This is a genomic window from Bacillus sp. CBEL-1, assembly GCF_004348885.1.
In the GTDB taxonomy this organism is placed as follows: Bacteria; Bacillota; Bacilli; order Bacillales; family Bacillaceae_H; genus Priestia; species Priestia aryabhattai_A.
Genome location: NZ_SBIM01000006.1, coordinates 149044 through 166555, shown reverse-complemented (window position 1 = coordinate 166555; position 17512 = coordinate 149044). Strand labels below are relative to the sequence as shown.

The window sequence follows — 17512 nt, the reverse complement described above, 5'->3', positions numbered from 1 at the left end:
TTACCATTAAGGAATTTGCTCTTATAAAAAAGAGGCCTGATAAAAGGCCTCTTTTTGGGTGTTAAGACTTTAATAAACGCAGTCCATTTAAGATAACGAGAATTGTGCTCCCCTCATGTCCAATCACGCCAAAAGGCATATCCAGAACTTGAAGGAAGTTTGATGCGATTAATAAGAAAATAACGCTGATTGAAAAAATAACGTTTTGCTTAACAATGCTGTTCATTCGCTTAGATAATTTAACAGCATCGGCAATTCTAGATAGATTATTTTTCATTAATACAACGTCAGCCGTTTCTAATGCAACGTCTGTACCTTCTCCCATAGCAATTCCAACATTGGAAGTAGCAAGAGCCGGAGCGTCGTTAATTCCGTCTCCAACCATAGCTACAGTCGAATATTTTTCTTTTAATTCCTTTACTTTATCCACCTTTGTTTCAGGCAAGCATTCAGAAATATATTCATCTACCATGCATTCTTTTGCAATGGCTTCCGCTGTTTTTTCACTATCTCCCGTAATCATAACCGTGTGGATACCTAAGGATTTCAGGACTTTAATTGCTTCGACTGCTTCTGTTCGCACCACGTCTTTTAATGCTAGGATTCCGATAACGCCGTGTTCATCTCTTGCATAAACAACAGTTTTTCCCTCCGAAGCAAGAGCCGTTGCAGAACCGTTCTTAAAGGACATTGCATCGTTCTTGCCAATAAAATCTGCTTTTCCAATCTTCCACTGCTTACCTTGAATGGTACCAATAACACCAAATCCCGGAACATCTTCAAGAGATTCAGGTTGAAGTAACTGAAGGTTTTTTTTATCTTTTGCAAATTGTACAATTGATTGAGCAAGCGGATGGTTTGAATGACGTTCAATTGAAGCAATTTTAATTAAAAACTCATCTTCAGAAACGCCGTCACGAACAAGTACATCCGTTACCTCAGGCTTTCCTTTCGTAAGCGTCCCGGTTTTGTCAAATGCAACAGCGTTTAAATGGTTTAATCGCTCTAAATGTACGCCCCCTTTAAATAAGATTCCTTTACGGGCTCCGTTTGAAATAGCTGACAGAGAAGCTGGCGTAATAGACGCTACAAGTGCACAAGGAGAGGCGACAACCAGTAAAATCATCGCTCTGTAAAATGTTTCAGTCCAACTCCACCCAAGAACATAGTGAGGAAGGAATAGCATGATGGCAACAACGGATAGAACCACTTTTACATAGGTTCCTTCAAATCGTTCAATGAATAGCTGAGAAGGTGATTTCTCGCTTTGGGCACTTTGAACAAGCTGAATAATCTTTTGGAATAGCGTTTCCGTACTTGGCTTTGTCATTTGAATGACGATAGCGCCTTTTAAATTTACCGTACCTGCAAATACTTCTTGATCAGCCGTTTTTAAAACGGGAACTGATTCACCGGTAATCGCAGCCTGATCAATTGTTGTTTCACCTGATAAGACAATGCCATCTACAGGTACGCGTTCACCAGGCTTCACAAGTAAAGTATCGTTTACTCGTAGTTCAGAAATAGCTACGACTTCTTCATGATCCCCGTTTAAACGAGTTGCTTCTTGAGGCTGTAAATCCATTAAAGCACTGATTTCGCGACTGCTTTTATTCATGGTGTATGTTTCAAGCGCTCCGCTTAATGCAAAAATAAAGATAAGCATGGCACCCTCTGTCCAGTAACCAATTACAGCGGCACCAACAGCTGCAATAATCATCAGCATTTCCACGTTTAGTTCTTTATTTTCAATTGTTTCTTCAATGCCTTCTTTAGCTTTGGCAAATCCGCCAATAACATAAGCAAGCACGAATAACGTAATAGATAAGGTCGAAGCATCTTGTTTTGATAAAAGCCAAGCAGCTAAGATAAGCACGCCGCTTACAAGAGCAGCAATCAATTCGCCGTGTGCCTGCATGCCAGCAAGGAACGAAGAAGCTGATTGATTCTCTTGTTTTTTTGCTAATGTTTGTTCCATAAAAAGCCTCCTATAATGTAGTAGTTGAGAAGAATAATCACAATCATTACCCCTAAAAAAGCACAAAAGCTGCCATCTCAGCGATAGCAGCACGTCTTACAATTGTTATAAGGTTTTTTGAATATATTAGTAACAAAAGTATAACATGGAATAGCTACAGAAGGAATAGTGAAAATTGCGTTTATAATCTAAGAAGAGTATATGCTCTTACATATCTAAGTGTTCTTCATACAGTCGATATGCAGAAGAATAAACATGTTCGATGTCAGCGTCTGTCATATACATTAATGTCTCACGATCAAACCCCTTAATTGTTTCAATAAACATAATCATATTCTTGCGTTCTTGTCTGCTCATTGTTATTTCTCCTCTCAATCTGTTTTAATACAGTTTATTATTATTAATTGTATTATATAACAGTTTTCTGAATTTTGTGTAGCTTTTTTTAAAATTAGGCTTATTTTTTTAAAATGATTGATTCAGTCTAGAAATCACAGACGTTATATCTAGTTTTAACTCGTTAAATAAAGAATGATGAAGCAGCACGGCATGCTAGCCCGTAGTAATGAAAACAGTATTTCTGGAAATAGTAACAGTTGACAAATATTTTTCTGAAATTTACAATAAAGTATATGAGCATATGTTCATATACTATTGTGTATTGTGGAAGGGGAAGCTTTAATGAAAAGAGCAGACCATCACTTTTTATCGGCCAGAACGGTCGATGAAGCGTCTCGCATGCTAAAAGCAATTTCTGATCCTACAAGAATGAAAATTTTATATTTACTGTTTCAAGAAGAGTGTTCCGTTGGCCATATGACAGAAGTATTAAACATTTCACAATCCGCTGTATCCCACCAGCTAAGCTATTTGCGAAATTTACGATTAGTGAAATACAGAAGAGAAGGAAATACATACTTTTACACATATGCCGACGAACATGTTGTAGGTATTTTAAATCAAGTGATTCAGCACATTGAATGCGTGCACGAAGAATAGGGAGGAGATTGAATGAGTCACCACCATCATCACCATCACGGCCATGACCACCATGGGCATCATCATTTTGACAGGCAGCGTGAGGGCAACCAAAAAGGACTTCTTATTGCTTTATGTATTACAGCAGGTATTATGATTTTAGAATTCATTGGAGGACTTGTGACAAACAGCTTGGCACTCCTATCCGACAGTGGGCATATGCTTTCGGATACAAGTTCACTAGCACTAAGCCTTGTAGCTATTTGGTTTGCAAACCGTGCAGCTTCATCGGAAAAAACGTACGGATACTATCGATTCGAAGTGTTGGCTGCTTTATTTAACGGAGTAACGCTCTTTGTTATCGCAGGTTTTATTATCTATGAAGCCTATGAACGCGTGCTGCATCCTCAAACGGTTGCGAGCGGTATGATGATGGTTATTGCAGCTATTGGTTTAGGTGCTAACCTGCTTAGTGCTTGGTCGCTTTTACGACAAGGCGACGTAAAGGATAACGTTAATTTGCGAAGTGCATATCTGCACGTGTTAGGAGATGCTTTAGGTTCTGTTGGCGCTTTAGTTGCCGGGTTACTCATGCTTTTATTTAATTGGTATATTGCCGACCCTATTATTTCTGTGGTGGTAGCACTCTTGATTTTAAAAAGTGCTTGGGGAGTGTTAACTCATAGCGTTCATATTTTGATGGAGGGTTCACCTGCACACGTAGATACAAACGAAATTAAGGGATTACTTAAAGAAATTGATGGTGTAAAAGATGTTCACGATATTCATGTATGGACGATTACATCTGGACTTCATTCTTTTAGCTGTCATTTACAAGTAAGTGACGACCAGGATTGTCAGGCTATTTTACAAAAGGCACTGAACTTAGTGAAGGAGCAGTGTGGTATTGAGCATTCGACGATTCAAGTTGAGAAGCCAGGACTTGAGCATGGTGAGCTGAAGGTATAGAGAAGAATAGAAAAGGAGGTTGCAATAAAGCAACCTCCTTTTGCATTCACTTTGATAAGGTAGTCTTTTTGTAGCTTTGCACGGATGTGCCAAATAAAAAGACGCACAGAAAAATTAAAAATAGTACAGAACTAATAACGACAAAAAAGCTTAGTCCTTCAAATAATCCGATAAAAGTTCCACCTAGGTACGGTCCCGCTAAGCTTCCAACGCTAAAGGAAATTCCACACAGCAAGTTGCCTGTTGGTAGCAGCGAGTTTGGCATGAGATCTGTCATATAACTGATTCCTAGACTAAACGTAGAGCCAAGGAGCATCCCTCCGATAAATAAGCAAGCTAATAGTGGAATTGTTGTAGATTCTAGTAGCGTTGCCAATAAAAATGCTCCAGAGCCTAAAAATAAAATCCAGTGAAGAACAAACTTTCGTCCATATTTATCACTCAGCATGCCAAGAGGGAGCTGAAATATAATACCGCCGACTGCGAAAGAGGTTAGCAAAAGTGAAATAAATTCTACGTTTAAACCAATTCGCAATCCGTAAATCGGAAAGCTTCCATTTAGTGACGACTCTAAGAACCCGTAACCAAGCGGTGGTAAAAACGCAATCCAACCGTATTTTATGGCTTGTGAAAAGCGCTTCATTGTTGCAGCAAAAGACATTGTACTTATTTCTTCATCACCCGTTGGAATTTCATTTTTTAATAAAAATAAAAATGCCCATGTGATGAAGCAAATGAAAGCTGAAAAAATAAACGGCAACGATTCACTTACGTTAACCAAATTGGCCATCAAAGGACCGACCGCAAAACCAATGCCAAAGGAAAGGCCGTACAGTGAGATGTTTCGTCCGCGCTTTTCAACAGGTGAAAATGCTGTAATCCACGTTTGCGTAGCAAAGTGAAGAGCATGATCCCCAATTCCAATTGCGAGACGAAGCAAAAACCAAAACGTAACCGATTTCCAAAGCGGAAACAAAAAGAGGGATAAGATTACTAAAGCTCCTCCCCACATGATAATCGGTTTATAGCCATACTTTCGTAAGAGTGGCTCCATAAATGGAGATGCCAGTAAAATACCAATATATAAGCCAGCAGCGTTTAATCCATTTAAAGTCGATGATACCCCATCTTTTTCAAAGATAATAGCAATAAGTGGTAACAACATACCTTGACTAAAGCCAGAAATCGCTACTAGGCTAACCAAGACCCAAAATCGTGTTCGTAACGTTCTGTTCATATAAGTGACCTCGTTTTTAGATGTTTTTTCTCCACGTATAATCGTATAGAATCTATCTGAAAATGACAATAAGGGAACTTAAATATTTGAGTATCGTTCCAATTCGTGATATAACGAATTAAAACCCTAGGAGGTATTTTGGGATGGAATTTAAAATGCAAGAAGTTGGTTTCTCAACAGATTTACCATTTGGGAATTTGCAGGTGGCAGGAGATGATGAATACGGCTTTCGTCCGTTTCAGCTAATGGTTTCATCCATTGCGGTTTGTAGCGGTGGCGTTCTTCGTAAAATATTAGAAAAGAAGCGCATTGAAGTGAAAGATATTCACATTTCAGCAGACGTGACGCGAAATGAAAAAGAAGCAAATCGCATTGAAAGCATCCATTTACACTATAAAATTAGCGGTGAAAATCTTCCGCACGATAAAATTGAAAAATCAATCGAACTTGCTAGAAAGAATTGTTCAATGCTTCAATCTGTTGTTAACAGCATCAATGTAACGGAAACATTTGAGTTGATCGCATAAATTTATCCCTCTCAGAATAAATCTGAGAGGGTTTTTTCTTGTTATCTATGATTATGCTTAATCTATTCCTTATGAAAGAAGGTTCAATTTTAACTAAAATCATCTATAATAAAAAAGTGTTTAGAATATATTCCCATATGTAAAGCAGAGCGTTTTAAAAATTAGGACGTCACCCTAAAAAAGAGGAGCTGATACAATTTGGTTCAATTAAAAGATTTTATGATTGATTTTGACTATACAAAAGGAATACCTTTTTTCCAAGTTCATCAGAACAATAGAATCCGATTTGATCTTTATGAACTATCGCTGGCTGATTTTAAAAGTATTATTAACGAAGTCTTTCCTGAGAGGAAAGACATTAATGCTATTTTTATTTCAGCGTACATCTTTAATGGAAAGCGTCGGTCAGCTAAATCCAGAGTTGGTCTTACCTTTCAGTTGAACAATTGGAAAGAATACATAGTAGGGGAAGATAAAAATAATGCAGTTGTCTATGCTTCTATCAAAAATTTAAGTTCTAACGATATTTATAATTATTGTTTGAGTATCAGAAAGGGAGGAAGGCCAGCATATATTTCATTTTATTCGAATGACTATTTGTTATATGTAAGTACGGATGTTATTGATATTGTCTCAAACGATACAATGAACATCGCTAAGTTAAAAGATGACTATAACGGCTTGTACGATACGTATTATGCACATCAATAAGATACGCATCACCTTACATGAAATAGGTGTATAGAACTAATTGAAGATTGAAAGAAAAGGAAAAGACAAGTAAGATAGATTTGATTACTAAAGGTTTCTTAGAATGATGATAGGACTATCGGCTAGTTTTAGGGCTTTGATTCGAAATGCTGAGTTTATCAATGTATAATTCAGTATGAATGAGATAATCGATATACAAATAAGGGAGGATTTACCATGGTATTACTTATAGTTAGTTTACTAGGAATAGCTATTGTATTGCTTATTCTATCTTTCAGAAAAACAAAACAAGCACAAACTCATACAGATCAGCAGCTAGAACAGTTGACGCTGACCATTGGACAAGAAATGAATGAATTGAATGACCGTATTCGTACTCTTGAAATTGATGCGGCGATTACAGCAGAAAAATCAGGTGTATTAGGTCTAGAATCACCTGAGCGTAAAGATCTTCGCAATATGATTGACATGCACAAGCGCGGTTATTCATCTGAAAGCATTGCAGGACGAATGAAAGGCTATACGCAACAAGAAGTGGAACAAATGCTAGCTCCTTACACGAAGAAGAAAGATGAAGGGAGCATGATGGCATAATGACACCGAATACGCTACGCAGCTTTGCTATGGGTTTACTCGTTGCAGCAACGGCAACTGGCATTGTGTACTTGCTTGAGCCATCTTCAACTTCAACTTCTAAAGAGTTATCAGAAGAAGAGATGCAAATTCAGTTAGAAGACAAAGGATTTGTGGTTCAAACACAAGATGAACTGGACAAGCAGTTAGCTGATGCGCAAGCAGAAGCAGCACAGGAAGCTCAAAAAGAATCGAAAGAAGAAAAAGAAGAGCAGTCAAAAGAAGAACCAGTTTATCGCACAATTATCAACGTGTCATCTGGTATGACGGCAGTTGATGTTGGTGAGGTTCTTGAAAAAGCTAAAATCGTAAAAAGCGGCTTTGAGTTCTACAAAAAGGTAGAAGGACAAGGCGTGGAAAACAAACTTCGTCCAGGAACGTTTGAAGTTGATAGCAGCATGACCGAAGATGAAATGATTGCTGTGATTTTTAAAGGGTAACAAGAAAACTCTCTTAAGTAAAACTTAAGAGAGTTTTCTTGTTATGGTTGATTGAAGGGCTTGGCTGTTTCACTCACAATAGTAGGCTATTGTAGTGATCTGGAAGTAACTTCTATATAAATTGTACCTTCTTTGTACTAAAAGAAGCAATTGGGGTTTTTTACTAGATATCAAAACATATTATGTAACATACAACTCTCTTTGTGAGAGTTCTTAGCATATATTTTCATAACTTTAAGGTTATTATTTGCCATCAATAGGTTCTTTCTTCCCGTTTTATTACCCCAATTTACTTCTTCTCCTTAATCCCGTTACGATAAATATAGATTCGATTTATAAACTATATTTTTCATATAAGGGGGATTCAAATGAAAGCAAAAAAACATTTGCTAAAATGTGCTTTAGTAGCTGGTGTGATAATTTCTACCTCTACACCTTACGCTGCTTTAGCAAAAGAGCCAAGTATCACGATGAGTGAAGCGGAACAAGTACTAAATAATTTATCAAAAGAACAAAGAGAAGCTTTACAACAACTTGAAATTGGACCTGGCTTTATTATTTCACCCGATATTAATACTACAACCCCAGAAAACGTTGAGATTATCGTTGAGTTTAAGCAAGATCCAGCAAAAGTAGAAGTGAAAAAACAAATGCTTAATCAAAAGAAAATCTCTTTAGGTACTGCAAAACAAAGAGTTGAACAGTCACATAAAGAATTCAAAACGTATATAGATCAATTAAAAACTAAGAAAAAAAAGGCGGTATACGATCCAAGTAAGATTAACGTGAAGCATGAGTATAAAAATGCCTTTAATGGTGTAGCAATGAGCCTTCCTGGAACGGCAGTTGAAGAATTATTGAATTCTGGAGAAGTAAAAAGAATTTGGAGCAATGTTCAAATTCAACTTGAACTTCCTAAGTCAAAAGGGGAGAAAGCTACTCCTAAAATGATTGACAGCATTCCACAAATTGGAGTAGATAAGCTTCATGATGAAGGAATTACAGGTCAAGGTATTAAAGTGGGAGTGCTGGATACAGGCATTGACTACACACATCCAGATTTATCAGATTCATATAAAGGATATCGATCAGCAGAAGGAAGCGATGGAAAAGGTGTAAATCCGTCTTCTGTAAAGGGATGGGATTTTATTAACAATGATGCCGATCCGATGGAAACAACGCATAAAGATTGGAAAGCAACGAGCTCTCCTGAATTTAATGCTTCAGGAAATGCATATTATACGTCTCATGGTACTCACGTATCCGGTACAATTGCGGCTCAAAAAGATAATAAGGTAGATTACGCAGTAAAAGGCGTAGCGCCAGATGTTGAATTATATGCTTATAAAGTACTTGGTCCCTATGGTTCTGGTGCAACTGAAGGAGTTTTAGCAGGTATCGATAAAGCTGTGGCAGATGGAATGGATGTCATCAATTTATCGCTAGGGGCAAATGTAAACGATCCGCTGTATCCTACATCTGTTGCAATTAACAATGCGATGCTATCAGGTGTTGTATCCGTAGTAGCAGCTGGAAATACGGGACCATCTGAAAAGACGGTTAATTCGCCGGGGACAAGTGCATTTGGAATTACCGTAGGAGCTAGTGATGCAGCTATTTCCATCCCAACTTTTTCAGTAACGGCAGGTAATAAAACAATTGAATCAATGAAGCTGTTAGGAAAACATTTTAATGACAGTTTAAGAGAATTTGAAGGACGTACCTATCCTATTGCGTCAGTTGGATTAGGAAAACCAGAAGACTTTAATGGTAAAGATTTAAATGGAAAGATAGCGCTTATTCAGCGCGGCGAGCTTACATTTGAAGCAAAAATACAAAATGCTAAGAAAGCAGGAGCAACAGCCGTCATTATTTATAATAATGAAGAGGGTGACATTCCTTCTTATATGGGTGAAAGTACGAAATATATTCCAACATTTCAGCTTACAAAAACAGATGGAGAACAATTAAAGAATGAAGAATCTATTACATTTAATACTCTATCTAGTGTGAAAACAGGAGGAGACTCTTTAGCAAGTTTTAGCTCTAGAGGCCCTGTTAATAGTAACGATGATATTAAGCCAGACATCGTTGCGCCAGGAGTATCCATTTTTTCTACGTATCCAGAATTTATGAATCACCCACAAGACGGTGAGGATTTTACAACTGCTTATGCTCGCTTAAACGGTACTTCAATGGCTACGCCACACGTAGCGGGTGTAGCAGCACTTATTTTACAAAAAAATCCAAATGTTGATCCGTTTGAAATGAAAGCTATGCTTATGAATACGGCAGAAGACCTAAAGAGCAATTATTCTGTTCACGAAGTAGGGGCTGGACGTATTGACGCATATCAAGCGGTTCATTCTGATATATCTTTTAAAGTATTAAATCGCACTGATGACATCCAAAACGGTGAGTATGTAGAAATCGATAATTTAACAGGTTCGATTAACTATGAAAGTCATTACTTAACAGGAAGTCCTATTAATGAAAACCGCCTCATCAAAATAATAAATAAAGGAAGAGAAGCGAAGTCGTTTCAAGTTAATGTGGAGTACCATAAAGCTGGGACAGGGATACAAGATGGCATAACCAATAAGATAAAAGTTAACGTACCTCAACAATTGCATCTTGACCCAGAAAGTACTCAAGAGATTTCTGCTGAAATTACGGTTCCAAGTGATGCAAAGCCTGGACGCTACGAAGGATATATTCATATTGTAAATGAAAAAGATGAGAAAGATCATTACCAAATTCCATTTGCTATACGAGTTGTTGAAAAAGGTATTGCCGTAGCGGAACCTCTTGTACCGTCCGTTACAAATAATACACCTTTTCATCAATATTACACGCCAGGAACTCACATTGTATTTAAGTTGAATAGTCCAATGGAGCATTTCGATATTGTAATGAGAGATAAAAAAACCGGCCAAGCAGTTGGAGTAATTGGTAGCTACGATGGAAAAGGTGCGATTCCTGATAAAGAATACTTAATTTATTTTGGGCATAGAGGCCTTGTCTATCCATTCACTGGTGACAAAAAGCAACCAATTGGCGATTATATTCAAAAAGTTCCAGAAGGTGAATATGTCATTGAATTTATTGGTAGAGATAAAGATGGAAAAACATATAGCAAAGAAAGTGTGGGAGTAATAGATAATACACCACCAAAGATAGATTTAGCTCTTGAACCAGGGCCGATTGAGGTTACGAAAGATATGTTATCTGAAGAAGATGGGTACTATGGGCTTTGGGTACATGGAACAGTCAAAGATAATACCGTCGACTTACTGAAACAAAGAGGCTTTAAGTATACTCAAAAAACAAATTCAGTTGCTTACTACGAAAGTGGCCCACCATTTATTAGAGGATTTTTGCAAATTGAAGATAATGGTGAGACAAAGTTTGGAGTTCTACCAGAAGAATATGAGAAAAAACCTTATGAACTACGCTTGTTCCCATGGGATATGGCAACAGCGGCTGATTATCATTACTCACCTCGTTATATCTTTATGAATGAAGGGACGGAGTATGCAGGAGGTTACTTTAATAAAGAAAAAGTGCAATTAAATGATGAGGCAACATTGACTGTAAGCCTTAATAATGTAAAAGAGTTTATGGCTGGCTCAATGAAAATAGATAATAACTATGTATTACAGTTCAAAGAAGTAAAAGTTAACAAGGAGTTTCAAGAATTAGCCAACAAATATGGAGCTGAGGTTAAGCTTGATGAGCCAAAGGTGTCTGAATCTTCTGTTCAGGTGGGGGCTTCTTTGGTGAAAGATGGATTTAATGGTATTAGTGGAGATACGCCTTTCCTCGATGTAACGTTTAAATTAATAAACGACACAGAGGTTTCTAAAAATACTGGTGCACAACTTACAAACCTGTCTTATAAAAAAGCAGGGAAGACAGAAAATATCAGTATTCCAGCTTATAGTTTCAAAAACATGGAGGTTATTTCAACACATAGTAGGTTTACTGGTAACTTCGCGCCGGAAGCATTTTTAACTCCAGAAGGATACAGTAATAATAAATATGATTTTACAAAGATTAATGCTAACATTTATGCCAAGAATAGTAAGGATGAAGTATTTGAAGCTAAATTAGATAAACGCGGGGGTTATGAATTCATTGTCCCAGCAGATAAAGACGCATATAAAATTTATGCAAAAGTTCCTGGACACCTCACACAATCTATGCACGTGATGGGAAGCATTGAAGAAGAAGGAGAATATCGCGGTATTTATTGGAGACAAAACCCAGGAAAAAACCTAGTAGGTGATGTAACTGGAGACGAAGTTATTGACATTCGTGATGTAAAAGAAGCAGTTGAAGACTACGGTAAACAAGGAGGAAAAGCAGATCTGAACCAAGATAACACAGTCAATGAAACCGATATTCGGTTAATTGAACAAAATTTCCTCACAAAAGGTCAATTGGCTGGAAAAGGCAATAATCCAAAAGAAACAATTGGTAAAAAGGATCTTGCATATTATCTAAAAGAAGTAGGTTTAACACCTAAAAATTAACGATAAATTTGAAAGAAAGCGTTGGAGATTTCCTTCGCTTTTTTTTTATGCTTGCTATAATATAGGAAAACACTTTAAGTGAGGTTGATTATGGTTGAAGAAAAAATTATAAAATTTTATCGAGAAAAAAGCGGTTTAACGCAAGCTCAACTATGTGAAGGTATTTGTTCAGTTACTCACTTAAGCAAGATTGAAAGAGGACTTACAGAGTATTCAAAAGAGATTACAGGTATGCTAGCTCAAAGGCTGAAAATTAACCTTCAAGCAGAAACTAATCGCTATCACCGCTTGTCTAAAAAATTGCAACAATGGGAACAAGCTATTGTCATGCAGCATGGCGCAGAGTCCAAAACCTATAGGGAGGAGCTAGAAAAAGAACCGCTTATTAAAATGCCTGAATTTCAACAAATCTATCAATTGCTTTCTGTTAGATACTTTTTGTTTAATCAAGACCTAAATACAGCTAACCAACTTATAAAAGAAATTCAAAGGCAGGAAGGAATTTTGTCGGGCTATACGCGTAATATGCTAAAACATATTATAGGTATTTATTATTTTCAAATGGGTGAATTTCGTCATTGCATTGAGCATCTTACCAAAATTGATATAGAGCACTATAATAACGAGGAATATTTTTACCATCTAGCACTTGCTTACCATTCAGTCCATTCTAATATCACTGCTTATTATTATGGAAAAAAAGCATTAAGTTTTTTTCAGCGAACGTTAAATATTCTACGTATTATTGATACAGAATTAATGCTCATTGTTCAACTTAATGCAAAAGAACTCCATCATTTTGAAGAAACAAAAGAGAAATATGAACAACTACTAAAATTATGTGATTCAGTGCGCTCGCCAGCATATAAAGCAAAGGTTTACCATAATTTTGGCTTCGAATGTTATAGAAGAAAGCTGTATTCCGAATCGGTAGGGTATTTTAATGATGCATTGGCACTGATGGATCAATCTTCTCCACAGTATTTAACAACGCTTTACCAATATATTAATGCTTCGTATAGAGGGAATTTAACTCCGGTGACTACATTGTTAACTTTAGCAGAAAAAGGGTTCAAAGGAGCGAAAAAAATAAATTCACCTCAATGGATGGATTTTCAAATGGTTATATATGAAATGAAGGACGATAATGAGAACTACTATACACTAATTGAAGAAACTATATTACCCTATTATCAAAAAATAGGTTATTTTATTCTTGTTGAGCACTATGAAAGAAAGCTTTTTTACTACTACTCTGAAAAGGGAGATTTAAAGAAGGCAATGAAAATAGCTCATTCTTATATCGGTTCAAAAACAAGCTTTTATGATCACCATTAAAACTATACATAAAATTAGCTATATGTTACTTCTACAAATAAAAAGGTAAGCCTTTTCATCAGCTTACCTTCTACTGTCCGGTAGATTTTATCTTTTTGTTTAAGAAACAGACTGTTTTTTTGGTAGCTTAGGATTAGTAGAGATTTGAGTTTGTTTACTAGTAAGTGAAATAGTAACAAAAGAAATAAAGCTCGTAATCAGTCCGTAAACGATAGGTTCGGTGGCTGTAATACCTTGAACAACCAGTCCGATTAAGATGACTGCTGCGCTTAATAGAATAGAGAAGAAAGCAGCTTTGGACGTTGCCTTTCTCCAGAAGAATCCAAATACAATTGGAAAGAACAATGAACCAGATAGCACTGCGTACGCCACATCTAATGCGACAAGAACGTCTTGAATCCATACGGCAAAGATCATGGTCACAACACCGACAGCTAAGGTCGTAAAGCGAGATGCTTTTAAAAATATTTTTTCACTCATAGATGGGACAAGGGGCTTGATAATGTCATTGACAATTAAAGTAGAAGAGGCAAGTAGTGTTCCTGATGAAGTTGACATTAACGCAGATAATACGCTAGCAAGTACAATGCCTAAAATACCTGTTGGTAATGTTTCAAGAGCCATACTTGTAAAAGCTGTTTGTGGATCGTTTAAAGCAGGGATGGCTACAAAAGCACACATACCAATAATGCTAATAGCAATTGCGTAAAATAAACTATAAATACCAGCTCCTAAAGTCCCTAAACGTGCTACTTTTAATGTTCTTGCAGTAAACAACCGTTGCCAAATGTCCTGTGCCACCACCATTCCTAAGCAGAATAGTAGAAAGTATTGAAAAATTTCCATTCCGCCAATGCTACTAATACCAAAATAAGAAGTAGGGAGCTCTGTTTGCAAATTGCTCCAGCCGCCAGCTTTGGAAAGACTCATTGGTAACATAATAGCAAAAATCCCAATTGTCATAATAATGAATTGAACAATATCGGTCATTGTAACGGACCACATGCCCCCAAGAATAGTATAAGAAAGAGCAATAGTTCCTCCAATTATCATTGAAAACGTGAGATTCCATCCAAGAAGAACGTGGAGCACTGTTCCCATTCCAATTACTTGAGTTACTGATACCATCATTGCATAAATAGCCGCTACTAATGCGCTAATAACACCTGTTTGTGCATTATAGCGCTCTGTTAGCATTTGACTAATTGTTAACACTTTTAACGAAAAAATCTTCTTTGAAAAAAAGATTCCCATGACGACTATTCCTAAACCAAGCATGGCAACTAGCCACAGTCCTGATAACCCAAATTCATAGCCAAGCCTAGCTGTTCCTATTGTGGATGCTCCTCCTAAAATCACGGCTGCTAAACATGCAAGATACATGGTAAACCCTAGGTTTCTGCCTGCTACGATATAATCTTCAGACGTTTTTGCTCGTCGAGAGCCTAAAATACCAACAAAGATTAACAGTAAAAAGTAAATAATAATAACCAAACCATCAACTGTATTCATCGATTCGCTCCTTTAGTAGAAGGAGAGAAGAAACTCTCTCCTTGGAATTAAGAATTCTATTATTCTACGGATTGAAGCTCTTTTTTTGTTTTGGTTTTTTTCGCTAATGCCACAAGCGTCACAAATTCATAAAGAATGTTAGCAGCAGCTGCTGCTGTAATGTCTCCATGATCGTAGGCTGGAAGTACTTCTACTAAATCAAAACCTACAAAAGATAAGCCTTCAAGCCCTCTTACAAATGCCAATGCATCATCAATCGAGGCGCCTGAAACCTCTGGGGTTCCTGTTCCTGGCGCAAATGAAGGATCAAGAAAGTCAATATCAAACGTTAAGAAAACAGGGCCTTCCTGTACACGAGTGTGAATCTTTTTAAGCATGGCTTCTACACCGTGTTTTTTATAATCATTTGTAGAGTACACGTCTAACCCTAAATTACGCGCATCTTCTAAATCTTCAGGTCCATACAAGCCGCCCCGCATTCCGATTTGCATGGAACGGGAGACGTCTATTAGACCTTCTTCAATAGCGCGGCGAAATACAGTACCATGATTATATTTTTTATCAAAGTAAGTATCCCATGTATCAGAGTGAGCATCGAATTGTAAAAGAGCTACAGGACCATGCTTTTTAGCAATTGCTCGTAATTCTCCAAGCGTAACTGAGTGATCACCGCCAATTGAAATAGGAATAATATCTTTATTAACAATCTCTGTAATTGCTTCTTCGATATTTACGTATGTCTCCTCAATATATCCCGGAACGACATTAATATCACCGTAGTCGATACCAGAGACATAATCAAAAATATTAATGTTTTGTTCTACGTTATACGGACGAAGTAAAATAGAAAAGTCTCTTACTGCTTGAGGACCGAAGCGGGCTCCAGTTCTAAATGATTGACCTGAATCAAACGGAATACCCGTAATGACAAAGTCCATATCATAATCAAGCTGTTCAATATAAGGTAAACGCATAAACGTACGTGGTCCACAAAAGCGAGGAGATTCAAATGAGTTTTTTGGTTCATACTTAGCCATCAGTAAATCGCTCCTTTAATTAAATAGATTGTCCTTTCTTTTTTATATTGCAAATACTGTGCCAAGTTTAAAAACCTTAAAAAAACCTTATGAACAGCATCTTGATGCTTAATCCATAAGGTTGATTTGATTCAAAAATGAATTTTTTACGGTAATTTTAATTCATTTTTGAATTAATTTGATATTTGTGTAAGCGTCTAACAACAGTTGCTTGACTCATTTCAAGCTCTTTAGCTATATCGTATGTAGTTTTATTTTCCTTGGCAGCTTTTAGTAAAAAGTGCTTTTCTACTTCAGCTAAGGCCTCTTTTAATGTTAGGTCTTGGTTTAGGTAAATCGAATTTTTATGCTGAACAGGTGTTTCAGATGTGTGAATACCATACGAGAAATCTTCATTTACATGAATGATATCAGTAGGAGAAGTGACTACGAGCCGTTCAACGAAGTTTTCCAATTCCCGTACATTCCCTGGCCAGTCATAACCACTTAAATAATCAATGGCTTTAGGATTAAATGACTTTTGAACATAATACTGCTCATTAAAACGATCTAAAAACATTTTTAGTAAGCTATAAATATCTTCTTTGCGTTCTCGAAGAGGTGGGATGGTAATAGGAATCACGTATAGGCGATAAAATAGATCTTCTCGGAACGTACCGTTTTTAACTTTTGCTTTTAGGTCTTGATTGGTAGCTACGACTAAACGAAAATCAATCTTTTTTGTCTTTCCTCCTCCAAGACGTGTAATTTGTTTTTCTTGGAGTACTTTTAGCAACTTAGTTTGAATATCAAGTGGAAGTTCGCCAACTTCGTCTAAAAAGAGAGTACCTTTATCAGCTTGTTCGATTAACCCTTTACGGCCTCTATGGTTAGCACCAGTAAAAGCACCGCTCTCATAACCAAACATTTCAGATTCAAATAAAGAGCTTGGAATAGCACCGCAGTTAACTTCAATAAAAGGACAAGCTTTTCGCTCACTGTTTTGATGCAAAGCGCGAGCAAAGACAGTTTTTCCTACACCGGATTCTCCTAAAAGAACGACATTAGCATCACTTGCAGCTACTCGCTCAGTAAGTTCCCAAACGTGCTGCATGTTCTTACTTTTAATTACCATGCCATTTCGAATTATTTCTTTTTCTTTGAGCTGTTGAATCTCAACTTCGTATTGCTTAAGTTGCTGTTGAAGATGTTCATAATCTTCTTTTAATCGTTTAAGCTCTGTTAAATCATGAGAGAAGCTAACAATTCGATACAGGATTCCTTTTTTATTAAAGATTGGGATGCCAGTTGCCATGATTAATCCACCGTCTTTGTTTCTTTGCATCAGCTGAACTTTCTTCTTTTTCTTTATAACGGCCAGCGTAACAGAAGGTGAGAATACCTGCTGTTTTTCAAGTTCGTAAGCAGATTTTCCGATAATAGAGTTAGAGTCGTATCCATAGATTTCTTTACAGTTTTTACTTGCTTTTAAAATAATTCCATCGCTATCAGCTATCACTATATTATCATTTGAAGCATCTAAAATAGCTTCCATTTCCATCATTAAGCTTTCATAGTGTTCAGACATCATTCACATACCCCTTTGTGGAATGGTTTTTATATAGAATTTTCAGTTTA

General features: G+C 36.8%; 14 protein-coding genes. 8 read left to right on the top strand and 6 right to left on the bottom strand.

All coding sequences use genetic code 11. From position 1 onward, the window contains the following. Positions 1–61: 61 nt before the first annotated feature. Both EPL02_RS05520 and EPL02_RS05515 read right to left on the bottom strand, forming a co-directional pair. Complete coding sequence (locus tag EPL02_RS05520) at positions 62–1978, bottom strand: heavy metal translocating P-type ATPase (RefSeq protein ID WP_131887213.1); 1917 nt, start codon at positions 1976–1978, stop codon at positions 62–64. 207 nt (positions 1979–2185) lie between these two features. Next, a complete protein-coding gene (locus EPL02_RS05515) occupies positions 2186–2335 on the bottom strand; it encodes a BH0509 family protein (RefSeq protein WP_035319822.1) in 150 nt (49 codons plus the stop codon). A gap of 324 nt (positions 2336–2659) precedes the next feature. Between EPL02_RS05515 and EPL02_RS05510 the strand changes: the two genes are divergently transcribed. Continuing rightward, positions 2660–2977 carry an ArsR/SmtB family transcription factor gene (locus tag EPL02_RS05510; RefSeq protein ID WP_094911333.1) on the top strand — a complete coding sequence of 106 codons (318 nt, stop codon included), beginning with the start codon at positions 2660–2662 and terminating at the stop codon, positions 2975–2977. A gap of 12 nt (positions 2978–2989) precedes the next feature. After that, positions 2990–3925 (top strand): cation diffusion facilitator family transporter, encoded by a 936-nt coding sequence (locus EPL02_RS05505; protein WP_094911334.1) that lies wholly within the window; start codon positions 2990–2992, stop codon positions 3923–3925. 46 nt (positions 3926–3971) lie between these two features. Here EPL02_RS05505 and EPL02_RS05500 read toward each other — a convergent pair whose 3' ends face one another. After that, a complete protein-coding gene (locus EPL02_RS05500; RefSeq protein WP_286175257.1) occupies positions 3972–5201 on the bottom strand; it encodes an MFS transporter in 1230 nt (409 codons plus the stop codon). Between the two features lie 104 nt (positions 5202–5305). On the opposite strand from EPL02_RS05500, the gene EPL02_RS05495 reads away from it, so the two are divergent. From EPL02_RS05495 to EPL02_RS05470, 6 genes are all read left to right on the top strand, one after another. After that, positions 5306–5689: an OsmC family protein gene (locus tag EPL02_RS05495; RefSeq protein WP_094911336.1), complete on the top strand. Its 384-nt coding sequence runs from the start codon at positions 5306–5308 to the stop codon at positions 5687–5689. A gap of 198 nt (positions 5690–5887) precedes the next feature. Continuing rightward, entirely contained in the window at positions 5888–6400 is a 513-nt protein-coding gene (locus EPL02_RS05490) for a hypothetical protein (protein WP_094911337.1), read from the top strand. A gap of 216 nt (positions 6401–6616) precedes the next feature. After that, entirely contained in the window at positions 6617–6994 is a 378-nt protein-coding gene (locus EPL02_RS05485) for a hypothetical protein (RefSeq protein ID WP_094911338.1), read from the top strand. Continuing rightward, positions 6994–7473, top strand: coding sequence for a hypothetical protein (locus tag EPL02_RS05480; protein WP_094911339.1), 480 nt, complete (start codon positions 6994–6996; stop codon positions 7471–7473). The genes EPL02_RS05485 and EPL02_RS05480 overlap by 1 nt, the downstream gene beginning before the upstream one ends. Before the next feature lie 368 nt (positions 7474–7841). Then, positions 7842–12008, top strand: a complete 4167-nt coding sequence (locus tag EPL02_RS05475) for a S8 family serine peptidase (RefSeq protein WP_165932519.1) — start codon at positions 7842–7844, stop codon at positions 12006–12008. A gap of 90 nt (positions 12009–12098) precedes the next feature. After that, positions 12099–13346 (top strand): helix-turn-helix domain-containing protein, encoded by a 1248-nt coding sequence (locus EPL02_RS05470; protein ID WP_094911341.1) that lies wholly within the window; start codon positions 12099–12101, stop codon positions 13344–13346. Between the two features lie 99 nt (positions 13347–13445). Here the strand turns inward: EPL02_RS05470 and EPL02_RS05465 are convergent, their stop codons facing one another. The 3 genes from EPL02_RS05465 to EPL02_RS05455 form a co-directional block, all read right to left on the bottom strand. Continuing rightward, complete coding sequence (locus tag EPL02_RS05465; protein WP_094911342.1) at positions 13446–14858, bottom strand: sodium:solute symporter family protein; 1413 nt, start codon at positions 14856–14858, stop codon at positions 13446–13448. Positions 14859–14917: 59 nt separating this feature from the next. Further along, positions 14918–15895: an agmatinase gene (gene speB / locus EPL02_RS05460; protein ID WP_094911343.1), complete on the bottom strand. Its 978-nt coding sequence runs from the start codon at positions 15893–15895 to the stop codon at positions 14918–14920. A 157-nt stretch (positions 15896–16052) separates the two neighbouring features. Then, positions 16053–17462: a sigma-54 interaction domain-containing protein gene (locus EPL02_RS05455; protein WP_062687338.1), complete on the bottom strand. Its 1410-nt coding sequence runs from the start codon at positions 17460–17462 to the stop codon at positions 16053–16055. Positions 17463–17512: the final 50 nt, after the last annotated feature.

Bases quoted from the DNA above. Each gene is read 5' to 3' on its own strand.
- EPL02_RS05465 (WP_094911342.1), bottom strand. From the start codon at position 14,858: ATGAATACAGTTGATGGTTTGGTTATTATTATTTACTTTTTACTGTTA.
- EPL02_RS05475 (WP_165932519.1), top strand. From the start codon at position 7,842: ATGAAAGCAAAAAAACATTTGCTAAAATGTGCTTTAGTAGCTGGTGTG.
- EPL02_RS05470 (WP_094911341.1), top strand. From the start codon at position 12,099: ATGGTTGAAGAAAAAATTATAAAATTTTATCGAGAAAAAAGCGGTTTA.
- EPL02_RS05515 (WP_035319822.1), bottom strand. From the start codon at position 2,335: ATGAGCAGACAAGAACGCAAGAATATGATTATGTTTATTGAAACAATT.
- speB (WP_094911343.1), bottom strand. From the start codon at position 15,895: ATGGCTAAGTATGAACCAAAAAACTCATTTGAATCTCCTCGCTTTTGT.
- EPL02_RS05485 (WP_094911338.1), top strand. From the start codon at position 6,617: ATGGTATTACTTATAGTTAGTTTACTAGGAATAGCTATTGTATTGCTT.
- EPL02_RS05480 (WP_094911339.1), top strand. From the start codon at position 6,994: ATGACACCGAATACGCTACGCAGCTTTGCTATGGGTTTACTCGTTGCA.
- EPL02_RS05505 (WP_094911334.1), top strand. From the start codon at position 2,990: ATGAGTCACCACCATCATCACCATCACGGCCATGACCACCATGGGCAT.
- EPL02_RS05520 (WP_131887213.1), bottom strand. From the start codon at position 1,978: ATGGAACAAACATTAGCAAAAAAACAAGAGAATCAATCAGCTTCTTCG.
- EPL02_RS05510 (WP_094911333.1), top strand. From the start codon at position 2,660: ATGAAAAGAGCAGACCATCACTTTTTATCGGCCAGAACGGTCGATGAA.
- EPL02_RS05495 (WP_094911336.1), top strand. From the start codon at position 5,306: ATGGAATTTAAAATGCAAGAAGTTGGTTTCTCAACAGATTTACCATTT.
- EPL02_RS05455 (WP_062687338.1), bottom strand. From the start codon at position 17,462: ATGTCTGAACACTATGAAAGCTTAATGATGGAAATGGAAGCTATTTTA.